This is a genomic window from Gelidimonas denitrificans, assembly GCF_055694065.1.
Map to the genome: position 1 here is coordinate 542008 of NZ_CM146350.1, position 20735 is coordinate 562742.

At 51.3% G+C, this 20735-nt stretch carries 17 protein-coding genes, 1 tRNA gene, 1 rRNA gene and 3 pseudogenes; 17 read left to right on the forward strand and 5 right to left on the reverse strand.

What is annotated here, in order from left to right; all coding sequences use genetic code 11:
* Window positions 1-27: 27 nt before the first annotated feature.
* A 5S ribosomal RNA gene (rrf, locus tag FKCLFG_RS02550) occupies window positions 28-140 on the forward strand.
* A 125-nt stretch (window positions 141-265) separates the two neighbouring features.
* Here rrf and FKCLFG_RS02555 read toward each other — a convergent pair.
* From FKCLFG_RS02555 to FKCLFG_RS02565, 3 genes and pseudogenes are all read right to left on the reverse strand, one after another.
* Window positions 266-1470: pseudogene (locus FKCLFG_RS02555) on the reverse strand (transposase); the annotation flags it as partial.
* A gap of 168 nt (window positions 1471-1638) precedes the next feature.
* Window positions 1639-1866, reverse strand: coding sequence for an IS3 family transposase (locus FKCLFG_RS02560; RefSeq protein ID WP_472614673.1), 228 nt, complete (start codon window positions 1864-1866; stop codon window positions 1639-1641).
* Window positions 1867-1987: 121 nt separating this feature from the next.
* On the reverse strand, window positions 1988-2155 hold the full coding sequence (locus tag FKCLFG_RS02565) for a hypothetical protein (RefSeq protein ID WP_472614674.1): 168 nt from the start codon (window positions 2153-2155) through the stop codon (window positions 1988-1990).
* A gap of 331 nt (window positions 2156-2486) precedes the next feature.
* Here FKCLFG_RS02565 and FKCLFG_RS02570 point away from each other — a divergent pair.
* The 16 genes and pseudogenes from FKCLFG_RS02570 to FKCLFG_RS02645 all read left to right on the forward strand — a co-directional run.
* Window positions 2487-3169: pseudogene (locus FKCLFG_RS02570) on the forward strand (IS3 family transposase); the annotation flags it as partial.
* A 51-nt stretch (window positions 3170-3220) separates the two neighbouring features.
* Window positions 3221-4381 (forward strand): annotated as a pseudogene (locus FKCLFG_RS02575) (IS3 family transposase).
* A gap of 240 nt (window positions 4382-4621) precedes the next feature.
* Window positions 4622-4698, forward strand: a tRNA-Val gene (locus FKCLFG_RS02580).
* 211 nt (window positions 4699-4909) lie between these two features.
* Window positions 4910-6817 carry a threonine--tRNA ligase gene (thrS, locus tag FKCLFG_RS02585; RefSeq protein ID WP_472614675.1) on the forward strand — a complete coding sequence of 636 codons (1908 nt, stop codon included), beginning with the start codon at window positions 4910-4912 and terminating at the stop codon, window positions 6815-6817.
* Between the two features lie 58 nt (window positions 6818-6875).
* A complete protein-coding gene (gene infC, locus FKCLFG_RS02590; RefSeq protein WP_472615773.1) occupies window positions 6876-7397 on the forward strand; it encodes a translation initiation factor IF-3 in 522 nt (173 codons plus the stop codon).
* 157 nt (window positions 7398-7554) lie between these two features.
* Complete coding sequence (gene rpmI, locus FKCLFG_RS02595) at window positions 7555-7752, forward strand: 50S ribosomal protein L35 (RefSeq protein WP_472614676.1); 198 nt, start codon at window positions 7555-7557, stop codon at window positions 7750-7752.
* Window positions 7753-7778: 26 nt separating this feature from the next.
* A complete protein-coding gene (gene rplT, locus FKCLFG_RS02600) occupies window positions 7779-8138 on the forward strand; it encodes a 50S ribosomal protein L20 (RefSeq protein WP_472614677.1) in 360 nt (119 codons plus the stop codon).
* Between the two features lie 116 nt (window positions 8139-8254).
* Window positions 8255-9271 carry a phenylalanine--tRNA ligase subunit alpha gene (gene pheS / locus FKCLFG_RS02605; RefSeq protein WP_472614678.1) on the forward strand — a complete coding sequence of 339 codons (1017 nt, stop codon included), beginning with the start codon at window positions 8255-8257 and terminating at the stop codon, window positions 9269-9271.
* A gap of 72 nt (window positions 9272-9343) precedes the next feature.
* Window positions 9344-11785, forward strand: coding sequence for a phenylalanine--tRNA ligase subunit beta (gene pheT, locus FKCLFG_RS02610; protein ID WP_472614679.1), 2442 nt, complete (start codon window positions 9344-9346; stop codon window positions 11783-11785).
* A gap of 21 nt (window positions 11786-11806) precedes the next feature.
* Window positions 11807-12220: an integration host factor subunit alpha gene (locus FKCLFG_RS02615; RefSeq protein WP_472614680.1), complete on the forward strand. Its 414-nt coding sequence runs from the start codon at window positions 11807-11809 to the stop codon at window positions 12218-12220.
* 9 nt (window positions 12221-12229) lie between these two features.
* A complete protein-coding gene (locus FKCLFG_RS02620) occupies window positions 12230-12637 on the forward strand; it encodes a MerR family transcriptional regulator (protein WP_472614681.1) in 408 nt (135 codons plus the stop codon).
* 250 nt (window positions 12638-12887) lie between these two features.
* Window positions 12888-14558, forward strand: a complete 1671-nt coding sequence (locus FKCLFG_RS02625; RefSeq protein WP_472614682.1) for a peptide chain release factor 3 — start codon at window positions 12888-12890, stop codon at window positions 14556-14558.
* Window positions 14559-14843: 285 nt separating this feature from the next.
* Window positions 14844-15317, forward strand: a complete 474-nt coding sequence (locus FKCLFG_RS02630; RefSeq protein WP_472614683.1) for an outer membrane lipoprotein — start codon at window positions 14844-14846, stop codon at window positions 15315-15317.
* Between the two features lie 304 nt (window positions 15318-15621).
* Window positions 15622-15777: a hypothetical protein gene (locus FKCLFG_RS02635; protein WP_472614684.1), complete on the forward strand. Its 156-nt coding sequence runs from the start codon at window positions 15622-15624 to the stop codon at window positions 15775-15777.
* A gap of 75 nt (window positions 15778-15852) precedes the next feature.
* Window positions 15853-16074, forward strand: a complete 222-nt coding sequence (locus FKCLFG_RS02640; protein WP_472614685.1) for a hypothetical protein — start codon at window positions 15853-15855, stop codon at window positions 16072-16074.
* Window positions 16075-16162: 88 nt separating this feature from the next.
* On the forward strand, window positions 16163-16888 hold the full coding sequence (locus FKCLFG_RS02645) for an rRNA pseudouridine synthase (protein ID WP_472614686.1): 726 nt from the start codon (window positions 16163-16165) through the stop codon (window positions 16886-16888).
* Window positions 16889-16911: 23 nt separating this feature from the next.
* Here the strand turns inward: FKCLFG_RS02645 and FKCLFG_RS02650 are convergent, their stop codons facing one another.
* A complete protein-coding gene (locus tag FKCLFG_RS02650) occupies window positions 16912-19590 on the reverse strand; it encodes a bifunctional acetate--CoA ligase family protein/GNAT family N-acetyltransferase (protein ID WP_472614687.1) in 2679 nt (892 codons plus the stop codon).
* A 24-nt stretch (window positions 19591-19614) separates the two neighbouring features.
* Complete coding sequence (locus FKCLFG_RS02655; RefSeq protein ID WP_472614688.1) at window positions 19615-20541, reverse strand: histone deacetylase family protein; 927 nt, start codon at window positions 20539-20541, stop codon at window positions 19615-19617.
* Window positions 20542-20735: the final 194 nt, after the last annotated feature.

Consider the following 20735-nt stretch of genomic DNA (forward strand, 5'->3'; position numbering starts at 1 on the left):
CAGTAGCAAACGATGTTACAAGTTATGCCTGATGACCATAGCAAGTCGGTACCACCCCTTCCCATCCCGAACAGGACCGTGAAACGACTTCGCGCCGATGATAGTGCGTCAACACGTGTGAAAGTAGGTCATCGTCAGGCTGTTATCCCTAAAACCCCCGTACTCATCCTACGGGGGTTTTTTTATGCGCTCCAACACATAAATACCTTCAGTATTCGAGGGTGTCCGCGATTTTGTGTAATCGGGAAATCGTTTAATGCTGGGGCATACGCGCATCGAACATGATGGTAAAGCGATTCAGAGCAGCTTTCCAATTCTGAATCGGCATCGCCCACTTCTTGCTGATGTTGCGCAGTGCCAGATAATACAGCCTGATCAACGCATCGTCATTGGGAAATGAGCCTCTGCTTTTGGTGACCTTGCGCAGACTCATGTTGACGGACTCGATCGCATTGGTCGTGTAAATCACCTTCCGGATTTCTGCCGGATAGTCGAAGAACGGGACGATGCGCGGCCAGTTGCGTTGCCATGACTGCACAATCGACGGATAATCCACGCCCCATTTGGCATCGAATTCTGCCAAGCGCATTTCCGCTTCTTCAACGGTCGCTGCCTGGTAAATGGTGCGCAGGTCGGTCGCGACCGTCTTGCGCAATTTCCAGCCTACGAAGTTCAAACTGTAGCGCACCATGTGCACGATCACCGCCGTCTTCGGGAACACCGCTTCAATCGCCTCGGGAAGCCTTTGAGGCCGTCCACACAGGCAATGAAGATGTCCTGCACGCCGCGGTTCTTCAGTTCGGTGACGACTTGCAGCCAGAACTTGGCGCCCTCGGTCTGGGCCACCCACAGGCCCAGCAACTCCTTGTCGCCATTGAGGTTCACGCCCAATGTCAGATACACGGCCTTGATCCGCACCGCACCGCTGTCGCGCACCTTGGCATGAATGCAGTCGAGATAGACGATCGGGTACAGCGCATCCAGAGGGTGCGCCTGCCATGCCTTGACTTCGTCCATGACGGCGTCTGTCACCGACGAAATCAGCGTCGGCGACACCGCGGTGCCGTACATCTCTTCGAGGTGACTTTGAATCTCCCGCACCGTCATGCCACGCGCATACAGCGACAGAATCTTGTCGTCGAAGCCGGTCCAGCGGGTCTGATGTTTGGCAATGAGCAGCGGCTCGAAGCTGCCGTCGCGGTCCCGTGGAATCTCGATGGGAAGGATGCCGAAATCACCCTTGAGCGTCTTGGCGCTACTGCCGTTACGGGTGTTGCCGTTCTGGTTGACCACGGCTTCATGCTTGTCGTGGCCCAAGTGGGCAGCCAGTTCGGCTTGCAATGCGCGCTCCACGATGGCCTTGGTGAGCTGCTTTAAAATCCCGTTCTCGCCGATCAGGTCTTCCGGTTTCTTGTAATCGGCGAGCAAAAGATCAATCAGGTCGGGTTGGCTAACTTTACGTTTGGTCATGTTTTTCCTTGGTGGCGGCAGTCTCCTGCCAAATGATCGATTACACAAAACTATTTACACCCTCCAGTATTTAAAATTACACTTGATTAACCACCACACTAACCAGAGGTGGCACTGTTAGTTAAGGCAGAGTTTTTGGCTTTTAAGTGGAAACTCCGCAGCGTAGGGTTATCCACGAGCGCGTGTGCTGTTCTCAATCAGGTACGAGTGCATGCGCCAGTGGGCAACCCTCGGATTACCATCAAGCGGCCTGCACTTGCGGTAGATGGCTGCGATTCCCATCTTTGCCATCAGCGTGCCCACATGCCGGCGGCCTACCATCAGGCCTTCGAGCCCGAGCATGTCGTGCAGCATCCAGGCGCCGGCAAAGGGATACTTGAGATGCAGCGCATCCATGCCGTCGCATCAGCGCCAGATCTGACGGTGGCACCGCTTGCGGCAGGTAATAGACGTTCGTAGCGCGACAGGTCCAGCAATTCGGCCTGGCGCGTCACAAACAAAGCGTATGATTTGTCGATCATTTCTTTGCGTTCGTACCGTCCATGTGACCGAGCGCGACTGCCAAAAAATCAATCTCCATCGCCTGTTGGCCAATCTTGACATGCAACGATCCGGCGTCTGGCCCGCCGGCGGCTTCCTTGCGTTCCGCCGCCGTGGCAAAAATCTCGGTGGATCGACTGATCAATTCCGATTTCTATTGTGTGATCTGGTTCACATGCACGTCATATTGCGTGCATGTGAACCAGAGTCTTCTCGCCCTTGGTTGTCTATATGGCAACTTTCGCCTTAAATGCCGCAGTGTAATTCTTTCTGGTACATTTCATTTCCGCTCCTAATGCGCGCATTGCGTTTTCTCATTTGGGCAGAATTTCCACTTAAGCGTTTGTCTGAATTTTCAGCACCACCTCTTTGCCAGGCTCTATTCGCTTTACACGTTGCTGCGTAAATAATCCCGGGTAAAGTTGAATATTTTGTTTCACTCTATAGCAACGTCTAACGCGAATAGAGCCCTTTGCAAGCGGGTGCAGCGCTTGATGCAAAAATTGGGCCTGGCAGGTATGGCGCCGGGCTCAATGCGAGCAAGCCCCATCCTCAGCACAAGATTTATCCGTACCTGTTGAGGGGTGTCGAGATCATTTGCCCCAATCAGGTGTCGAGTACCACATCACGTATATACAATTGCCGTCTGGATTCGTGTATCTGGTGGCGATCATCGACTGGTACAGTCGCAAGGTGTTGTCATGGCGGTTGTCGTATACGAGGGCCGGGTTCTGCGTGGACTGTCTGGAAGAAGCCATTCAGGGCTACGGGGTACCGGAGGTATTCAATACCGACCAGGGATCGCAATTCACCAGCGAGAGTTTTACTGGCGTACTGATTAGGAACTACATTACGATTAGCATGGATGGGCGGGGCCGTGCACTGGGTAAATATTTTTGTTGGGCTGTTGTGGCGGACGGTGAAATACGAAGACGTGTATTTGAAGAAATATGAAAGCGTGCAGAACTTGCTGATGGGGTTGACGCACTACTTCCAGTTTTACAACGAAGAAAGGTGGCATCAGTCGCTGGGTTACACCACGCCGGACGTGGTGTACCGGACGTCAATTGGTGGTGCGAAGATTGTGAACAAATTTTTCGGCGCGCGGGAGACATCATTCCCCGTTCCGCTACGCTTCATAGACAATGCAGTGGTCTAATTTGCCCGGACACCTCAATAGGTGGAAAATCCACTTATTGAGGAGCATTACATGGCAAAGCAGCGCAAGAAATTCGACACTGGCCTGAAATTGGAAATTGTTCGCATGATCAAAGAAGAGGGGTCGAGCGTCCAGAACGTCAGCGAAAGCATGGACGTCGGCCCAACAGCAATTCGGCGCTGGGTGATGCAGTATGGCGCCGAACAGAGCGGCCAGCCAGGGATTGGCAAGCCGCTTACCGTCGAGCAGCAACGCATCCGACAACTGGAACTCGAAAATAGCCAGCTTCGCCAGGATGTAGCTATCTTAAAAAAGGCATCGGCCTTCTTTGCCCGGAAACTGAAATGAGCTATCAACTCGTTCGTCAACTGCAACAGGAGGCCATCCCCGTCCAACACAGTTGTCGCGTCCTGTGCGTCAGCGGCTCCGACTATTACGCGGCACGGCATCGTTCTGCCAAACCGGTTTTGTGCAAAGCCAGCACCTGAGGGCCGCATTTATGGCCAGCCATCAAAGCTATGGAAGCCGTCGGTTGGTCACAGCGATGACAAACCAGGGTATCCAGATTGGGCGCTACAAGGTACGCAGTCTGATGCGCAAGGCTGCCTTAAAGCCCGTTTGGAAGCGAAAATTCATTCACACCACCGACAGCAAGCACGACTTGCCAATTGCCGCCAATGTGCTTGACCGGCAGTTCAATCCGGTCGCGCCGAACATGGCATATGTGGCCGACATTACCTACATCCGTACTGGCGCCGGATGGCTGTATCTGGCAATCGTGCTTGACTTGTTCGCACGCAAAGTGGTCGGCTGGGCCATGGCCCCGAACATGCCTGCCGAATTTTGAACATGGCTATTCAATAGCGGCAACCAGCACCAGGCCTGATCGTCCACTCTGACTGTGGCAGTCAATATGCCAGCAAGCTGTACCAGGATCTGCTGGGCGAACATGGCTTTGTTTGCAGCATGAGCCGCAAAGGCAATTGCTGGGACAATGCAGTCGCAGAACGCTTCTTCCTTAACCTCAAAATGGAGCGCGTTTGACAATGTCAATATGCCAATCAGGCGGAGGCCAAGGTTGATATCACGGACAATATCGTCGGCTTCTACAACTGCAAGCGATTGAATTCAGTATTGGGCAATCTGCCGCCCGTTGCTTACGAACGGAAAATGGCAGAAAAAGAGCCTATTGTCGTGTCCGAAATTAGTTGATCACTGCACAATGATGTCTCCCGCGCAGAAGAATTGGGACCGCACCATTCAATTGCAGTGTGAGCAGAGCACTATCTTAAACTCGGTAAATATTGGTCTGTAAAGTGGGGTCCACTTTACAGCTCGAGGCGCTCGGCACCACATCGCTCAAGCCGGGATAGCAATTTTTTGAAATGAGAACTGCTGGTTTGAAGAAAGATCTGGCAAATGAAATAATTTCTCTGTTATAATTAATTTTTTAGGCGCGTAGCTCAGCTGGTTAGAGCACTACCTTGACATGGTAGGGGTCGTTGGTTCGAGTCCAATCGTGCCTACCAACGAGTGTTGGTACCGTTCAACGGGAAGTAAAATTTTTGTTACTAAATTATTGCAAGCGATTAACAATATTTGCAGGCGGTACATTAGGATTTTTCTCGGTATGAAGTGAAAAGCGCGGATTAGCCGCGCTTTTTTACGCCCATCTTTTCTTGCTCAATAAATGTAACAATCTAGCATTGGTATCAATTTCGTGGTGATTTGGAGAACAAAATGATTTCAATTCGGCTTCCCGATGGTTCGCAGCGCCAATTTGATGCTCCGGTAACAGTTGCTCAAGTTGCCCTGCACATCGGCCCCGGGCTTGCAAAATCTGCATTGGCTGGCAAGATCGATGGGCATCTCGTAGATACATCATATATTATTAAAAAAGATGCTTATTTAGCAATTATTACCGATAGGGATGTAGATGCGCTTGAGGTTATCCGGCATTCGACAGCTCATTTGTTGGCACATGCAGTCAAGGAACTATTCCCTGATGCGCAAGTGACAATTGGCCCCGTAATTGAAAATGGTTTTTACTATGATTTTTCATATAAACGCCCTTTCACCCCTGAAGATTTATCGGTAATTGAAAAGAAAATGGTCGAATTGGCCAAAAAGGACGAGCCGGTTACACGCAAGGTTTTGCCTCGCGATGAAGCGGTTGCTTACTTTAAGTCGATAGGGGAGTCGTACAAAGCTGAAATTATCGAATCAATCCCACAAGATCAGGATGTGTCGTTATACACAGAAGGTAACTTTACGGATTTGTGTCGCGGCCCGCATGTGCCGTCTACCGGCAAATTGAAGGTTTTCAAGTTAATGAAACTTGCTGGGGCATACTGGCGCGGAGATTCCAAAAATGAGATGCTACAGCGGATTTATGGGACTGCTTGGGTTAAAAAAGACGAGCAGGAAGCCTACTTGCATATGCTTGAAGAGGCTGAAAAACGCGATCATCGTAAATTGGGGCGTGCGCTTGACTTATTTCATTTTCAAGATGAGGCGCCTGGACTGATCTTTTGGCATCCGAAAGGTTGGACTGTGTGGCAGCAGGTTGAGCAGTATATGCGTAAGGTATATCAGGATAATGGCTATCAGGAGGTTAAGGCGCCACAAATCCTCGATCGTAGTTTGTGGGAAAAATCCGGGCACTGGGAGAACTATAAAGAAAATATGTTCACCACTGAGTCGGAAAATCGGTCATATGCGTTAAAGCCAATGAATTGTCCTGGGCATGTGCAAATATTTCGATCGAATTTGCGCTCTTATCGTGAATTACCTTTGCGTTATGGCGAATTTGGTCAATGCCATCGCAATGAACCTTCTGGTTCATTGCACGGCATGATGCGGGTACGTGGATTCACACAGGACGATGGCCATATTTTTTGTACAGAAGACCAGATTTTGGACGAGTGTGTTACTTATACTGCTCTTTTGCAAAAGGTATACGCCGACTTCGGATTTGGTGAAATAATTTATAAAGTTGCGACAAGACCCGAAAAACGTGTTGGTTCTGATGAGTTGTGGGATAAGTCTGAGCGTGCGTTGATTGAATCTCTTGATCGATCAGGATGTTATTATGAAATATCTCCTGGCGAGGGTGCTTTTTACGGCCCGAAAATAGAGTACACATTGAAAGACGCAATCGGTAGGGCTTGGCAATGTGGGACGATGCAAGTCGATTTTTCCATGCCAGTTCGCTTAGGGGCTGAGTATGTAGCAGAGGACAATACCCGTAAAATACCTGTGATGTTGCATCGGGCTATCCTGGGCTCTCTAGAACGCTTCATAGGTATGTTGCTAGAAAACCATGCAGGTGCCTTGCCATTGTGGTTGGCTTCTGAGCAAGTGATTGTACTTAATATTTCTGAGGCGCAAGCAGAATATGCACAAAGTGTCGCACAAGAGCTGAAAAAACAAGGGTTTAGAGTGCGCACTGATTTGCGTAATGAGAAGATTACCTATAAAATACGCGAGCATTCCGTTCAGAAAGTGCCGTATATAGTTGTGGTGGGTGACAAAGAGCGGGAAGGCAATACGGTGGCTGTGCGTGCGCGTGGCAACCTCGATCAAGGTGTAATGTCCATCAGTGAGTTGGTAAATCGGTTGAATAATGCGATCGGTTCCAAAGCCTGAGTTACCACTTTGCAGCGTGCTTGAAGGCCGGATTAATTGATATTTAAAGGAAACTGCAATAGCTACTGATAAGTCGCATCGCATAAATGGCGAAATTACCGCACTTGAAGTGCGTTTAAGTGGAGTTGAAAACGAGCCCATTGGTATCGTTACTTTGACTGAAGCTTTTCGTATGGCTGAGGAGGCAAATGTGGATTTGGTGGAGATCGCACCTACTGCTCAGCCTCCTGTCTGCCGCCTAATGGACTATGGCAAGTTCAAATATCAGGAGCAGAAGAAGGCCCACGAGGCAAAGCAAAAACAAAAAGTTATTCTGATCAAAGAGGTAAAGTTTCGACCAGGTACAGATGATGGTGACTACAACATCAAGCTAAAAAATCTTATTAAGTTTCTTGATGATGGCGATAAGACAAAGATTACTTTGCGTTTTCGAGGTCGTGAGATGGCGCATCAAGACATCGGTTTTCGTATGTTGGAGCGATTAAAGGCTGACTTGGAGCCGTATGGCCAGGTTGAGCAGTTTCCTAAGATGGAAGGGCGTCAGATGATTATGGTGCTGGCACCAAAGAAGAAAAAATAAGTTTCTATCAGGCGCTTTTTAAGAGTGTTTGGAGCAGAGGCTGTGAACCATGAATAATTCACAGCAAAACAAGTGAGAGCAGGCATCCAAGCGTAACGAAATTGTTGCCACCTGCAATCGTGTTAAAAATGGAGCTGTCCAAAGGACAGATGTAGCTATGCCTAAAATGAAAACGAAGAGTGCTGCGAAAAAGCGCTTTCGTGTACGGCCAGGTGGAACGATTAAATGCGGTCACGCATTCAAACGTCATATTTTGACCAAAAAAACCACAAAAATTAAACGCCATTTGCGCGGTGTTACAAATGTTCATGCTCATGACGTAGTTTCCGTTATGCGCATGCTGCCGAACGCTTAACCTCACACTTAATTTAAGGAGTTACTATGCCTAGAGTAAAACGTGGGGTCACAGCGCGAGCCCGTCATAAGAAAGTCCTCGATCAAGCTAAAGGCTATCGTGGTCGTCGCAGCAAAGTCTATCGTGTAGCCAAGCAAGCTGTCATGAAAGCGGGGCAATATGCCTACCGCGATCGTCGCAACAAAAAGCGTGTTTTCCGTGCTCTATGGATCGCACGTATCAATGCGGCCTCCCGTGAGCATGGTGTAACGTATAGCGTATTCATGAACGGACTGAAGAAAGCATCGATTGAGTTGGATCGTAAAGTGCTGGCTGATATGGCTGTAATGGATAAGGCAGCGTTTGCTGCTATCGTGAATCAAGTGAAGACCAACCTCGCCGCATAACTGTTGTGAGGCGCAGACATCACTTAACGGTGGTGCTGCAATAATTAGCGGGGCAGAGGTATGTTACCTGTGCCCCGTTTCATTTTCAGCTTCTTTTTTTGGAGCGGGAAAACCGCATGAATTCCATAGAGCAACTTGTAGGCCAGGCGCAGGCAGATTTTTCTAGCGCAGCAGATGCCGCGGCCCTGGAAAACGCAAAAGCGAGATATCTCGGTAGAGCGGGGCAAATTACTGAGCTGATGAAGGGCTTGGGCAAGCTTGTGCCGGACGAACGTAAGATGCAAGGCGCTGTCATTAATGCCGCCAAAACACTAATAGAAAAAGAACTTAATGCACGACGCGATGCCCTTGCCGATGCACAGATGCAGGAGCGGTTAAATGCCGAGGCAATCGACGTGTCTTTGCCAGGCCGTGGGCGTGGAATGGGAGGAATTCATCCCATTATGCGTTCCTGGGAGCGGGTAGAGGAAATTTTTCGCTCGATTGGTTTTGACGTTGCTGATGGGCCGGAAATAGAGACCGACTGGACTAATTTCACAGCACTGAATAGTCCTGAAAATCATCCTGCTCGTTCGATGCAGGATACCTTTTATATCGAGGGCAATGACACACAAGGCAAGTCGCTGCTGTTGCGTACGCATACGAGCCCAATGCAAGTGCGTTACGCACGCATGCACACGCCGCCGATTAAGGTTATTGCTCCCGGCCGCACCTACCGCGTTGATAGCGACGCGACGCATTCGCCTATGTTCCATCAGGTCGAGGGACTCTGGATTGCAGAAGACATCAGCTTTGCCGACCTGAAAGGTGTGTATCTGAACTTCGTCAAGGCTTTTTTCGAAACCGATGATTTGCAGGTGCGTTTTCGCCCGTCTTACTTTCCATTTACTGAACCTTCGGCTGAAATCGATATAGCCTTCGGCAGCGGCCCATTAAAGGGCCGTTGGCTAGAGGTTTCGGGCTCGGGCCAAGTACATCCGGCAGTAGTGCGAAATATGGGACTTGACCCTGAAAAATTTATTGGTTTTGCGTTTGGCTCCGGTTTGGAACGTCTAACCATGTTGCGTTACGGCATAAACGATTTACGCCTGTTTTATGAAGGCGACTTACGTTTTCTTAAGCAATTTAATTAAATACGTGGGACGAATTGGGTTCCGATTTTTCTAAGGAATCGTCCTTGTATCATACATTTTCACGGTCGAACTATGCAATTCTCCGAAAGCTGGCTCCGCACAATGGTAAATCCGAATATGACTTCGGATGAATTGGCGCATTTACTTACGATGTCTGGTCTAGAAGTGGAAGAGGTTGAAGCTGTCGCCCCTCCATTTTCACACGTAGTTGTCGGAGAAGTCCTCGATATTGTCAAACATCCGAATGCAGATCGACTGAATGTTTGTCAAGTTGATGTTGGAACTGGAACGATTCTAAATATCGTGTGTGGAGCGCCGAATGTGTATGTAGGACTGAAGGTGCCCTGCGCAATGGCAGGAGCCATACTACCTCCAGGCGTTGATGGTAAGCCATTCGAAATTAAAATCGGTCAATTGCGCGGAATTGAATCGCAGGGCATGTTGTGCTCTGCGCGTGAACTGAAACTTTCTGAAGATCATGGCGGGCTGCTGGAATTGCCGCAAAATGCACCTGTCGGGCAGAATTTCCGTGATTATTACGATCTTAATGATCTTAAATTCACGATTAAATTGACGCCGAACAAGGCCGATTGCTTGTCTGTCCTGGGCGTGGCGCGTGAAGTTTCGGCATTAACGGGTACTCCGCTCAAGATGCCGGTTTTCCATCCTGTGCCGGTAACCATGCAGGACACGCTGCCAGTGGCAGTGTCTGCTCCGGATTTGTGCGGCAGGTTCACCGGTCGTATCATTCGCGGCTTGAATGCCAGGGCGCAGACACCGGACTGGATGAAGCAACGTCTGGAACGTAGCGGCCAGCGATCGATTTCAGCACTAGTCGATATTTCAAACTATGTGATGCTCGAACTTGGGAGTCCTACACATGTATTTGATCTTGATAAGATTCACGGCGGTTTGCATGTGCGCTGGGGCCATCCAGGAGAATCGCTCAAACTTTTGAATGGCAATACGGTTGCTGTCGATGAGTGGATTGGCGTGATTGCCGATGATGTGGAAATTGAATCATTAGCGGGCATTATGGGCGGCGACTCTACGGCAGTTTCTCTGGATACCAGAGATATCTATCTGGAGGCCGCATTCTGGTGGCCACAGGCTATACAGGGTAGGGCGCGTCGTTACAATTTTTCGACGGATGCTGCGCATCGCTTTGAGCGCGGCGTAGATTATGCAACTACGGTTGCGCACATTGAACGTATTACTGCCTTAATCGTCGAAATATGTGGAGAGAAGGATCAAACCGGAATTGGCCCGATTGATGATCACGTCATTAATTTGCCGTTACGTCAACCGGTACGCTTGCGAGTATCCCGCGCTGCGAAGGTCATCGGTATTGCGATTTCTGAAGATCTGATTGCAGATATCTTCGCACGTTTGAATTTTTCTTTTACCCGTGAGTTGAGTGCTGACGATACCGTTTTTCTCGTGACACCACCATCCTACCGCTTTGATATTGAAATTGAAGAGGATTTGATCGAGGAAGTCGTGCGAGTGTATGGCTATGAAAATATACCCGCCATGCCTCCGGTTGCGCCAAATTCGATGCTGATTGCACCTGAAATTACACGCTCTCTGTTTACCATACGCAGACAATTGGCTGATCTGGATTATCAGGAGGTAGTCAATTTCAGTTTCGTTGAAGAGAGCTGGGAGTCTGATTTTTCAGATAATACGACGCCAATTAGACTCCAGAATCCAATTGCAAATCAGTTGAGTGTGATGCGTTCTTCACTTATTCCCAGTTTGATTGCAAACGTACGATATAACTTGAACCGTAAAATGGATCGGATACGCGTATTTGAAATCAGTGCGGTGTATTTGCGTAATCCGGCCGTACAAGATGGAGGCTTGAGCGTGGCTGGTTATGAGCAACCCAAGCGGGTAGCAGCCTTGGCCTATGGTCCAGTGGTAGACGAGCAATGGGGACAGGCATCACGTAATGTCGATTATTTCGATCTCAAGTCGGATCTGGAGGCTATGCTATCGCCACGGGTAGCGTGTTTTGTGAAGGTCGAACATCCGGCGCTGCATCCCGGGCGTAGCGCGCGGATTGAACTCGATGGCATAGTCGTCGGCTATCTTGGTGAATTGCATCCGCGTTGGCAACAAAAGTATGAACTGCCGTTGGCACCTGTCGTCTTTGAGCTTGATGCCGATGCCTTACAGTTACAAAAAATGCCCATATATTCTGAAACCTCAAAGTTTCCAGTTGTTACCCGTGATCTGGCACTAGTGGTAAAAAACGACGTTGCAGTACAGCATATTCTGGATGTTTTCAATGTGAAAATAACTACAGACAGCATCTGCAGTATTGTGCAAGCCATTGTTTTATTTGATGAATATCGTGGTAAGGGCTTGGAAAGCAACGAAAAAAGTCTTGCCTTCCGTTTTACCTTGCAAGATACTCAATCTACTCTAAAAGATGACCGTATTGATGCCGCAATGACGGCTTTTGTGGCGGAGGCCAAAGAAAAGCATGATGCAAGATTGCGCGCGTGAGTCTAGGTGGGAAGATCCGAAATGAATGACGTGAATCATGTTGAATTTGAGTCCGTTTTGGATGCGGATCTTAATCGGGCGAAGCTCGAAGCAAGGGCACGTTCTCAAGCTGAGAAAGTTCTGCCAACTCTGACCAAGTCAGAGTTGGCAGAACTTCTTTTTGAGCAGGTCGGTCTAAATAAGCGTGAAGCAAAAGATATGGTTGAGACTTTTTTTGATGAAATACGTAATGCTCTTGAGCGTGGTGAGGCAGTCAAATTGTCCGGGTTTGGTAATTTTCAGCTAAGAGATAAATCGCAAAGACCAGGGCGCAACCCGAAAACAGGTGAAGAGATCCCGATTACTGCGCGGCGTGTAGTTACTTTTCATGCAAGCCAAAAACTCAAGGACATGGTTGATGATGTCAGCGCCAAGTCTTCAGTTCGTGCTGCCTGAGATTCACTGATGAATGATCGAATCAATAAGCAAGAACTGGTCGTTTTGCCTCCAATCCCGGCAAAACGATATTTCACTATCGGTGAAGTCAGTGATTTGTGCGGTGTTAAACCGCATGTTTTGCGCTACTGGGAGCAGGAATTTACCCAATTGAAGCCTGTCAAGCGTCGGGGTAACCGGCGTTATTATCAGCACCACGAAGTTTTGCTGATCCGGCATATCCGCGAGTTATTGTACGAGCAGGGATTCACCATCAATGGCGCTCGCAACAAACTGGATGGCCGATTGGTTGAGACAGTAGCTGACAATGTTGCAAATTCAGATGGTGTCAAAGCTCATTTGAATTTGATGGTGAATGAGAAATTGATAGGTATTCGCTCCGAATTGAAGGAAATTCTGCTTCTTTTGCAGGGATAAATGCTGGCGAGTGCTGATATTTAAGGGATTAATTAATATTTCCCGCGCAACCGCACCATAAATTAGATGTTTTCAATTGTCGCCTCATACAGCGCGATAGTGATTAATTCAGGAACAATAATCTTTGCCAGATTGTTCTTGTATTACAGGAGTAGCCAGATAAGACGTCAAAAATTGACGCGTCTGGCCCGATTTTTCAGGTATTAAGTATTAATAATGCCATCAGCTTTACGCCTTTCAGGCCATCACCATGTCTACCACCATCGATACACCAATCACTGAAGCCATAGATAACGCCGTACCTGTAATCCGGGAAGTGTCCAGCGGACAGATCTCACGTGAAGTAATGCGTCGCCGCACCTTTGGCATCATTTCACATCCCGATGCCGGCAAGACCACGTTGACTGAGAAATTGTTATTGTTTTCTGGCGCGATTCAACTGGCAGGTACGGTGAAAGCCAGAAAAAGCGGTCGCCACGCGACTTCGGATTGGATGGAAATCGAAAAACAGCGCGGTATATCAGTCGCCAGTTCTGTGATGCAGTTCGAGTATCGCGATCATGTGGTGAATCTTCTGGATACTCCGGGCCATCAGGATTTTTCTGAAGATACTTATCGTGTGTTGACTGCGGTCGATTCAGCCTTAATGGTCATTGATGCTGTCAAAGGCGTTGAGGCGCAGACCATCAAGTTGCTCAACGTTTGCCGGATGCGCAATACGCCGATTCTGACTTTTATGAACAAGATGGACCGCGAGACCCGAGATCCTCTGGAGTTGCTCGATGAGGTTGAGTCTGTACTGAAAATCCAGTGCGCGCCGATCACCTGGCCGATCGGCATGGGTAAAACTTTCCGAGGCGTGTATCACTTGATTAGCGACGAAATCAAGCTATTCGCTGCGGGTTCAGAACGTGCCGACCAGGAATTCGAGGTCATCAAGGGTATAGATAACCCTCGCCTGAAAGAAATGTTCCCGCGGGAGATCGAACAACTTAAGATGGAAGTCGAACTCGTCCATGGCGCGTCTCATCCGTTCGATCTTGAGGCATATCTGGCAGGTACGCAAACGCCAGTATTTTTTGGTTCTGCAGTAAATAATTTTGGTGTGCGTGAAATTCTAGATGTGCTGTTGGAATGGGCGCCAGCGCCGCTGGACAGGGGTGCCAGCGTACGATCGGTGGCACCAACCGAAGTTGCGTTTTCCGGCTTTGTCTTCAAGATCCAGGCCAATATGGATCCTGCGCACCGGGATCGAATTGCCTTTTTACGCGTGTGTTCCGGTCGTTTTGAGCGTGGCATGAAGATCAAGCATCTGCGCCTGAATCGAGAGATTCGAGTCTCGAATGTGGTCACATTCATGGCTTCCAGTCGGGAACAGGTGGAAGAAGCGTACGCTGGCGATATCATCGGTTTGCCGAATCACGGCAATATGCAGATCGGGGATAGTTTTTCCGAAGGTGAATTGCTGCAGTTCACCGGAATTCCCTATTTCGCACCGGATTTTTTTCGTAGCGTACGGATACTGAACCCACTCAAGATCAAGCAGCTGCACAAAGGGTTGCAGCAACTGGGAGAAGAGGGCGCGGTCCAAGTTTTCAAGCCGACCCTTGGCGGTAATTTAATACTGGGTGCAGTCGGCGTGCTGCAGTTTGAAGTGGTCGCTAGTCGTCTGAAAAATGAATATGGGGTCGATGCTGTATTCGAGGGCACCAGTATCAGCAGTGCGCGTTGGGTAACTGCGGAAGACAAGCGCATGCTGTCGGATTTCGAGAAATCATCTGCTGGCCATAATCTTGCTCATGACGCTGCTGGAAATCTGGCTTATTTGGCTTCGTCTGGTATTAATCTCAAGCTAACCCAGGAGCGCTGGCCGCAATTGACCTTCCATGCGACGCGAGAGCATGCAGTAAAGTTGACTTAATACAGAATAGACTATTCTGAACAGAAATATCCGACATCAAAAATCTTGAGAAGACACATATATTGCATTGCTATATTATGGTTCTGTCTCCTCCAACTCTTTAAAAAGTTTGGATTTAGCCCGCGCCGAAAGGTTCGCGGGCTTTTTTTTGTCATCTTGCTTTCCTTGTGATGCAAGACTGGCGGCCTAAATTGTTACCGTTTGTTTCAGTCCTTACGCATTATGCATAACTTCTTTTGCGGGTTCGATGTTTAATATTGCAACGTTCCACCCACAGGAGAAATCATGAAAACAAACTATACGGTTGCAGCGACTTTTATTATGGCAACAGCAATCTTGAGCGGCTGTGCCAGTCCTTATAATCCAATGCCAGTTTCGCAGCCTTATCCTGCCAGCACACAATATTCGCAACCCCAATACAGTGAGTACGGTGTCATTGATTCAATTCAAATGGTGCAAGCAAGTGCCAATGGTGGTGTGGGTGCCGGCGCCGTGGTTGGCGGTGTAGTGGGCGGTCTGCTCGGTAATCAGGTCGGCGGCGGCAGCGGCAGGACGGTCGCGACTATAGCCGGCGTGGTGGGTGGTGCGATGGCCGGTAATCAGATAGAGCAGAGTAATCGGACCCAGACGCGCGACATGTATCAAATCACGGTAAGGCTGAATAACGGTGGTTACCAAACCATAAATCAGGAGAGCATTGCCGACTTGCGTATTGGCAATCGTGTTCGTGTCGAGGGCAACCGCGTCTATCGTTACTGATTTCATTTCTAAATCAACTATGCACTTTGTCGGCTTTGCATGTTGTACCTGCACGGTCTGCGCTTCGCCTTTGCGTTCACGATTGATGCAGGAAGGAAATGAGATTGCTTGACGGCCAAGGGTGATCCCGATTGAAATTGCAGCGATCACGGTATCGTGCGTAAACCGATCTGGGTAGTGTTGACGTGCTTCGCACGCCAAACGCACATCTACCGGAAGCTGTCGTAAGAAGATATGCGCGATCTCAATGCCGTTTCAGATGGTGATGCTAGAGTTATATCGGTAGCATATTTGCGGGGGATGTATGTTTGAAATGCGAAAAAATATCGGTGCTTTAATCTGTGATCATCAGGCTCCTACACCTGAACCGGAAGAAGATCCGGAGTTGCCGGATCGCCTGCCAGCGCCTATGGATGAGCCACCAGTGCCAGATCATAATCCAAGCAGCATTCAGGTTTAAAGTAGAAATTACACGTTCAACCGGCGTCGCTTCGACGTTTTTAGTCTCTGTATTCTGACGGCCAAGGAGTGAAAGATGACTCTGCTTAGTTACACAAAAAGCAATTCAAAGGCTGAAGTGGATGTGATTATTTTGGGCCATGATCGGTTTCAAGGTACCGTGCTGCTGAAAAGCCAGACCAAAGCCGGGCATACTGAAGTGCGACATAATGTTGTGACAATTTCCACCTCTTCCAATGAAGCGCTGGATGAGGCCAAGGCCTTGGCGCATCGTCTACTTGCCGCCATATCGATATAACCGCGTTATAAACGATTCAACTCAGTCTGATGCATTCTTGCGCTGGCGCCGGTTACAATGCGCGATTCCAATTCATTCGATCCTTACCATGACAGAATCCGTTCGCTTGGCCAAACGTGTCGCCGAGGTCGTCCCCTGTTCGCGGCATGAAGCCGAGCAATATATCGAGGGTGGCTGGATTCTGGTAGATGGGCAGGTGATCGAAGAACCCGGCTTTAGGGTGTTGCCGCAACAGATTGTGGAACGCCTGCCGCACGCCACTCTGATCCCTACATTGCCGGTCACAATCCTGTTGCACAAGCTGGTCGGGATGGCAATTCAGGTGGAAGATCAGCGGCCGCCGGCCTGTATTAGCATTGAAAAGCGCATCGCTGATGATCGCTCTGGCATCCGTTTTTTGAAGCGGCATCTGATTGATCTGAGCATGACGAACACGCTGGATGCGTCATCCAGCGGATTGATGGTGTTCACCCAGGATTGGCGGATCAAGCGCAAATTGATTGAGGATGCATCCAGAATCGAGCAGGAATTCATCGTCGATGTCAGTGGCGAACTGGTGTCGGACGGGCTCGCCTTGCTCAATCACGGCCTGTACTTCAACGGCCGGCCGCTGGCGCCGATCAAGGTCAGCTGGCAAAGTGAAACCCGCTTGCGCTTCGCCGTCAAAGGCCCGCAAGACGGCCAGATCGCCCACATGTGCAAGGCAGTCGGTCTGACCGTGGACGCCATGCGGCGCATCCGTATCGGGCGCATGCCGCTGGCCGGTTTGCCGGTCGGCCAATGGCGCTATCTGCTGGGGTATGAACGGTTTTAACGCCAGTTTTTGCCCTGCAGTGATTACAACAGCTTGATGCACAAGCGCAGATCCGGGTCCTCCGGGTAAGGTTTGACGGTGAAGCCGAGACTGTGCATTAGCTTCAGCATCGCCGCATTTTTACTTAGCACCAAACCTTCGATTTGCGACAAGCCCTTGTTGCGAGCGAAATCCATGATCGACAGCATCATGCGCGAACCCAAACCCTGGCCGCCGAATGCATCGGCAATCGCCAATGAAAACTCACAACTGCGCAAATCCGGATTGGTGATATAGCGTGAAACGCCGATCATCTGCTCGGTTTCCTTGATGCCGCCGGCCGGGTCAGCGGTGCGCACATGATGTATTGCTACCAGCGCCATTTCGCGGTCGTAATCGATCAGCGTGTAGCGTGCCAGCATCCGCGATGGCAGTTCGCGCATCGAAGAAATGAAACGCATGTAGCGGCTATTGGGCGACAATTCGCGCACGAAAGTCTGGATCATCTCGGCATCGTCGGGGCGGATCGGGCGCACGGTATATCTGCCGCCGCTACGCATTGGCCACTCTTGCTCGTAATCGGACGGGTAGGGCAGAATCGCCAGGTGGCCATATTTGTGCGCCCTGGGCGAATCCTGATCGATGACGATGCGGGCATCTACCACCAGCGCACCGTCGGCATCGACAATTACCGGATTGATGTCCATTTCACGCAATTGCGGCAGCGCGCAGACCATTTCCGATACCCGCAGCAATATCTGCTCCAGCGACTCCCGGTTGGCGGGCGGCAGGCCGCGCCAAGCGCCCAGCATCTCAGCCGAACGCACCCGGTCGATCAGATGTTGGGCCAGAAACTGGTTCAGCGGCGGCAGTTCCACCGCGCGGTCGGCGATCAGTTCGATCATGGTGCCGCCGGCGCCAAAAGAGATCACCGGCCCGAACGGTACGTCGGTGGTCACGCCGATGTACAGTTCTCGGCCCTCCGGCTTGCCCGACATGTTCTGAATCGTCACGCCGTTGATGTGGGCATCCGGCCGCAAGCGGGCGACGGTTGCCATCATGTCCTGCCAGATATCGCGCACGGATGCGGCATTGGATACATTCAGCGCCACACCATGCACGTCGGACTTGTGCGAAATGTCGGGCGAGTCGATTTTCAGCGCAACCGGGTAGCCCAGTTGGTTGGCAATCAGGATCGCTTCTGTGGCCGAACGGGCCAGAATGGTCTTGGTCAGCGGAATATGAAAGGCCGCCAGCAATGCCTTCGATTCCATTTCGGTGAGTACGTTGCGGCGCTCGGCCAGCACGCTTTCAATCAGGATGCGGGCGCCTTCGACATCGGGTTGCGCCAGATGCGTCAGCGGTGGCGGCGTTTGCAGCAGCAATTGCTGGTTGCGGTAGAACGAGGCGATGTTGTTGAAGGCATCTACCGCTGCTTCCGGGGTGCGGAAGGTCGGGATGCCGGCGTCGCTCAGGATGCCGCGCGCTTCGGCCACTTGCGCATCGCCCATCCAGCAGGTGATCAGCGGCTTGCAGATGACCGGTTGCAATTCGGCCAGGGTTTGCGCGATGGCATTCACATCGAGTTCCGGCTTGGGCGACAGAATCACCAGCATGCCGTCGATAGTCCCATCGGCCGCGCAGGCGCTAAGTGCCGCCCGATAGTGGCTGGCGTCGGCTTCTTCTGTCAGGTCGACCAAGCCTTGCAGAGTGGCTAGCGCCGGCAACTGTGATTGCAATGCACTGCCGGCGTCGGCCGAGAGTGCACTCAGCGTCAGGCCCAGATCGCTGGCCCAGTCGGCCGCCAGCACGCCCGGGCCGCCGCCATTGGTGATGACGGCCAGCCGCCGGCCGACCGGTTGGTAGCGCGAGGCCAGGCATTTGGCAGCGGAAAACAGCTGGGCGAAGGTGCGTACCCGTACTGCGCCGGCGCGTCGCAAGGCGGCGTCGAACACTTCGTCGCTGCCAACGATGGCGCCGGAATGGGTCAAGGCGGCCCGGGAGCCGGCCGGCTGGCGGCCCGACTTCATCACGATCACCGGTTTGGCCGTGGCGGCTGCCCGTAGCGCGCTCATGAAGCGCCGCGCATCGCGGATGCCTTCCATGTACACCACGATGCTCAGGGTTTCGCGGTCGGTCGCCAGGTAATTCAGCACTTGGGCAATATCGACCGCGGTGTTGGCGCCGAGTGAAACCACGGAGGCGAAGCCGATGCCGTTCTTGTCGGCCCAGTCCAGCACCGATGCGGTCAGCGCACCCGATTGCGACACCAGCGACAGCGATCCGGACTTGGCCATCGCCCCCAGTACGCTGGCGTTGATGCCGGATTTAGGACGCTGGAAACCCAGACAGTTCGGCCCCAGCAAGTGTATTGCGTGCAAGCGAGCGATTGCGTGCAGCTCGGCCGCCAGGATTGCATCAACCCCGCTGGAGACGATCAGCGCCGCCTTGCACTGGATCCGGCCGGCCACTTCCAGCGCCGCCGCCAGCTGTGCGCTGGGCAGCGCGATGATTGCCAGATCCGCCCGCGCCTGGACCAGATCGGCCAGCGTGCCGCGCATGTTGATGTCGAGAAAAGTCAGCGGACCTGCATAGCCGCCCTTCTTTAATTGCCGTATCAGCAGTCTGGCGTGCGTAGTTTGGGTATCGGGAGCCTCAGTATCGCCTGCGAATACCACAATCGATTGGGGGGAAAACAGCGGTGTCAGGTGATACATATCCATATGTTTTGCGTTCTTCAGAGAAAATTAATCGGCGCCAATCAGCACCCGGACGTGGGCGGCGACGCTGCGCGCCAGCGGCGACAGTACATAGCCGCCTTCCAGACAGGAAACGATGCGGCCCTGGGCGTGGCGCTTGGCAACGGCTACCAGTTGCTGCGTGACCCAGGCGTAATCTGCCTCCACCAGGCCGATGTTGCCCATGTCGTCTTCGCGGTGGCCGTCGAATCCGGCCGAAATAAATAACATCTGCGGCTGGAAGGCATCCAGCGCCGGAATCCAGTGGGTTTCGACCGCGGCGCGAAAGGCTTCTCCGCCGGAGCGGGCCGCCAGGCCGACGTTGATCATGTTCGGCCCGCGCGGCACTGCGCCTGAAAACGGGTAGAGGCCAATCTCGTAGGTGGAGCACATCAGCGTGCGCGGGTCGTCATGCAGGATGTCTTCGCTGCCGTTGCCGTGGTGTACGTCAAAATCCACCAGCGCCACCCGCTGCAAGCCATGCACATTGAGCGCGTGACGCATGCCGACCACCACGTTGTTGAAGAAGCAGAAACCGTTGGCCGCAGCGCGTTCGGCATGATGTCCGGGCGGGCGTATGTTGCAGAAGGCTACCGGCGCCTCGCCTTTGATGACCAGGTCGGTGGCCAGCACTGCGGCCCCGGCGGCGCGCAATGCGGCCTGATACGTGTACGGATTCATGCAGGTATCGGGATCGACCCGGTAAAACCCGCTCTCTGGCACATGCGCCGCCAGTTCGTGAATATAGAGTGTCGAATGGGCTTGCGCCAGTTGATGCTCGGTCGCCAGCGGCGCTTGGTACGGCATCATGTAATCGAGCAAGCCCTTGATCAGTAAATGGTCGCTGATTGCGCCTATGCGTTCAGGACATTCGGGATTTTGATCGCCCATGTCATGCTTGATGCAATCTGGGTGGGAAATATAAGCCGGCAGCAAGCGTGTCTCCTGTCTGGTGATCGAATATGTTGTTTTTTTCTATTCTAGAGATTGTATCTGACGCTCGACTTAACATGGCGCAAGTCGCAGGTGCCATTCAGCGCCGCTGCGTCGCGTAATATAGCGCTGCCGGATGCTGTCGCCGGGTTATTGAAATTTTTTAAATTTAAAATATACTCTAATATGTATTTTTA

Bases quoted from the DNA above. Each gene is read 5' to 3' on its own strand.
- FKCLFG_RS02560 (WP_472614673.1), bottom strand. From the start codon at position 1,866: ATGGATGCGCTGCATCTCAAGTATCCCTTTGCCGGCGCCTGGATGCTG.
- thrS (WP_472614675.1), top strand. From the start codon at position 4,910: ATGATTTCAATTCGGCTTCCCGATGGTTCGCAGCGCCAATTTGATGCT.
- rpmI (WP_472614676.1), top strand. From the start codon at position 7,555: ATGCCTAAAATGAAAACGAAGAGTGCTGCGAAAAAGCGCTTTCGTGTA.
- rplT (WP_472614677.1), top strand. From the start codon at position 7,779: ATGCCTAGAGTAAAACGTGGGGTCACAGCGCGAGCCCGTCATAAGAAA.
- pheS (WP_472614678.1), top strand. From the start codon at position 8,255: ATGAATTCCATAGAGCAACTTGTAGGCCAGGCGCAGGCAGATTTTTCT.
- pheT (WP_472614679.1), top strand. From the start codon at position 9,344: ATGCAATTCTCCGAAAGCTGGCTCCGCACAATGGTAAATCCGAATATG.
- FKCLFG_RS02615 (WP_472614680.1), top strand. From the start codon at position 11,807: ATGAATGACGTGAATCATGTTGAATTTGAGTCCGTTTTGGATGCGGAT.
- FKCLFG_RS02620 (WP_472614681.1), top strand. From the start codon at position 12,230: ATGAATGATCGAATCAATAAGCAAGAACTGGTCGTTTTGCCTCCAATC.
- FKCLFG_RS02625 (WP_472614682.1), top strand. From the start codon at position 12,888: ATGTCTACCACCATCGATACACCAATCACTGAAGCCATAGATAACGCC.
- FKCLFG_RS02630 (WP_472614683.1), top strand. From the start codon at position 14,844: ATGAAAACAAACTATACGGTTGCAGCGACTTTTATTATGGCAACAGCA.
- FKCLFG_RS02635 (WP_472614684.1), top strand. From the start codon at position 15,622: ATGTTTGAAATGCGAAAAAATATCGGTGCTTTAATCTGTGATCATCAG.
- FKCLFG_RS02640 (WP_472614685.1), top strand. From the start codon at position 15,853: ATGACTCTGCTTAGTTACACAAAAAGCAATTCAAAGGCTGAAGTGGAT.
- FKCLFG_RS02645 (WP_472614686.1), top strand. From the start codon at position 16,163: ATGACAGAATCCGTTCGCTTGGCCAAACGTGTCGCCGAGGTCGTCCCC.
- FKCLFG_RS02650 (WP_472614687.1), bottom strand. From the start codon at position 19,590: ATGGATATGTATCACCTGACACCGCTGTTTTCCCCCCAATCGATTGTG.